The organism is Streptomyces sp. NPDC002911, assembly GCF_053591835.1.
The window spans coordinates 1-3,044 of sequence record NZ_JBSFUO010000079.1; the positions used below are offsets into that span (position 1 = coordinate 1).

General features: G+C 67.4%; 3 pseudogenes. 2 read left to right on the forward strand and 1 reads right to left on the reverse strand.

The window, feature by feature from the left end:
• Window positions 1-92: 92 nt before the first annotated feature.
• Window positions 93-1,040, reverse strand: a pseudogene (locus tag ACWD04_RS33855) (ISAzo13 family transposase); the annotation flags it as partial.
• A 186-nt stretch (window positions 1,041-1,226) separates the two neighbouring features.
• On the opposite strand from ACWD04_RS33855, the pseudogene ACWD04_RS33860 reads away from it, so the two are divergent.
• Together ACWD04_RS33860 and ACWD04_RS33865 are read left to right on the forward strand one after the other, a co-directional pair.
• A pseudogene (locus tag ACWD04_RS33860) lies at window positions 1,227-2,609 on the forward strand (IS1380 family transposase); the annotation flags it as partial.
• A gap of 241 nt (window positions 2,610-2,850) precedes the next feature.
• A pseudogene (locus ACWD04_RS33865) lies at window positions 2,851-2,955 on the forward strand (PadR family transcriptional regulator); the annotation flags it as partial.
• Window positions 2,956-3,044 lie beyond the last annotated feature (89 nt).

Genomic DNA, 3,044 nt, shown 5'->3' on the forward strand with positions numbered 1-3,044 from the left:
GACAACCCCACCCAAGGATGCATGTCTGGCCCAACGACCCCGCCCCTCCAGCGTCACCGCGAACTGCTTGTCGAGTTCAAGCAACGGCATTGGGTGCCGGGCGGCAGGTGACACACCGTGATCTCAGGGCCGGTCTCGGCGGCGAGATCGGCGAGCTGGGTCTTCCAGCCGCCGGTGCGGTAGCCGTTGGAGCCGCCACCGTCAGCGGTGATCAGCAGTCGGCGGGCGCCGGGGTAGTCGTGCCAGCGGACCGCCTCCCACCAGCGGCGGATAGAGGCGACGGCGAACGCCGCCGTGTCATGATCGGTGCCGATGCTGACCCAGCCGGTGTTCGCCGTCATGTCGTAGATTCCGTATGGAATTGCCTTCTCGGCCTGGCCGGGGAAGTCGTGCGTCTTGACCCTCACGGGCTGTCCTGCGGGCTGCCATTCGTGCCCGGCGTTCCTGTAGTCGCCGATCAGCTCCTTCTTCTTGCTGTCCACGCTGATCACCGGGTCACCGGCGTCCCTGTGATCTCGTGCCTGCTCGTTGAGGTAGCGGAACTGGACATCCCTGTCGGGGTGCTGGGCACCTTCGATGGTCTTGGCGTTGACCTACAGGCTGAAGCCTTCCTCCCGCAGCAGGCCGGCGACGGTGTCAGCGGAGACCCGGTGCCCCTGGCGGGTGAGCTCCGCCGCCAGCTTCCGGGTCGACTTCGTCGTCCAGCGCAGCGGCGACATCGGGTCGCCCCGCTCATCGGGCTCGATCAGCGCCAGCAGTGCCGGCCGCAGCCCAGAGTCCAGCCCGGCCGCCTTCTTCCGTCCTCCGCCGGGATGGCCCACCCGCCCCAACGACGTCTGACCGGAGTCCAGTTCAGCCGCCCCACGCGAGACCGTGGCCTCCCGGACCCCGGCTGCAGCGGCGACGATCCTGATGCCGCCATGCCCCAGCGACAGTGCTTCCGCCCCTATGGCCAGCCGACGCTGACGCTCGTCCAGATGCGGCAACAACACGTGGAACTTGGGCGCCAGAACGGTCTCGATCCCCTCCGGTCTCCTTATACCAGACCAACGAGCCCCACAGCTGGAAGCCACGACTTGTTTCCCGGCAAGCCCTAAGCCTCGATCCACCGAGTGACCCGCGTGCTGTGGATGAGCAATAAAGAAGAGGTGCCTGCTGACCTGCGATGATGGGAGTTCTGACGCTTCCAGCACGCACAATCAGCAAGGCACCTCGTAGATGCAAGTTCCCATACTCCGGCAGCGGTCTCCGCTGCGTTCGATGACCCGAACCTGATCGCGTATGCCGGGCTGTTGCCGGTGCTGCGGCTGGCCGAGCGGTGCGGGCTGTCGCGGCTGGTGGCCGAGAAGGTGAAGCTGACCGGCGCGAAGAACGGGGCGGGGGCTGCGGCGGACGCCAAGGTCACCAGCATTGTGGGCGGCATGGCCGCGGGTGCGGACAGCATCGACGACCTGCACGTCCTGCGGCACGGAGCGATGCCGGCCGTGTTCGCAGGTGCCCGTGCCCCGTCCACGCTGGGCACCTTCCTTCGCGCGTTCACCCACGGTCATGCCCTTCAACTCCACGCTGTCCACCGCCGGTTCCTGGCCGCACTGGCCGCGCACACCCCCTTGCTGCCGGGCTCGGACGAGCTGGCGTTCATCGATGTCGACTCCACCCACAAGCGGGTCTACGGCCGGACCAAGCAGGGCGCCGAGTACGGCCGGTTCAAGGGCATCCGCACCCTGCACCCGCTGCTCGCCACGGTCTGCACCCCACAATCGAGGCCGGTGATCGCTGGAGTACGGATGCGACGCGGCAAGGCAGCAGACTCCAGAGGCGCCCCGAAATTCGTGAGCGAGGCCCTGGCCACCGCCCGCGAGGCCGGCTGCACCGGCATGCGTATCCTGCGGGCCGACTCGCAGTTCTACAACGCCGGGGTGATCGCCGCATGCCGCCGGGCCGGCGCCCACTTCTCGATCACCACCGGGATGAACCCCTCCATCAAGCGGGCCGTCCTCGGCGTCCCCAACGATGCCTGGCAGCAAATCAGTTACCCGACCGCAGTGCCCGACCCCCAGACGGGGGAACTCATCTCGGACGCCGAAGTCGCCGAGATACCCCAATACACCGCGTTCGCGAGCCGCAAAAAGAGTGACCAGGTCACCGCCCGGCTGATCGTGCGCCGGGTCCGTGACCTGGCCAAACCCGCCGTTGCGGGTGGACAGGGCGAGCTGTTTCCCGTCTGGCGCTACCACCCCTTCTTCACCGACCAGCCCGCCGCAACGCTGCAGGCCGAGCGGGAACACCGCCACCACGCCGTGGTCGAGCAGGTCATCGCGGACAGCAAAGCCTCAGCCCTGGCCCACCTGCCGTCGGCACACTTCCACGCCAACGCCGCCTGGCTCACCCTGTGGGCCATGACCTACAACCTGCTGCGGGCCACCGGCTCCCTGACCTCCGCCTTCCACGCCAAGGCCACCACCGCCACCCTCCGCGCCCACCTGGTCCAGGTCCCGGCGCGGATCGCCCGCTCCGCCCGGCGCCTCACCCTGCACCTACCGCACAACTGGCCCTGGCAGCACGCCTGGACACACCTCTTCGACACCGTCCACGGCCCACCCGGCTGACACGAACAGCCCCTACCCGACCCGCCCGCCGCCAGGGCCCAACCGGAACCGAACCCGTGGAAAAGCTGGGCAGACCAGCGGCTACAACCTGCCCACGCCCAACCGCCGACCTGAAACCGGCTCGAAACCGGTCACAAGATCACTCCCCAAACCACGTCGGTGGATCAAGGCTAAGTTAGGTCGCGCGCTCCGTTCGCCGGAGCTAGGCGGCTACAACATGTATTAGCCGTACAGTCGTTCCATGAGTACCCGTCATGCCCTCCTGAGCCTGCTCGCGGCGGGACCTTCCCATGGCTACGACTTGAAGCGCCAACACGATGCATGTTTCCCGCAGGCTCGCCCGCTACTGAACTTGAATGTGTGATGTCGGCTTGATCGTGTCAGCTGGTCAGGGTCAGGCCGGTTCCTATGAGGCAGCCGTCGATGAGGTGTGGT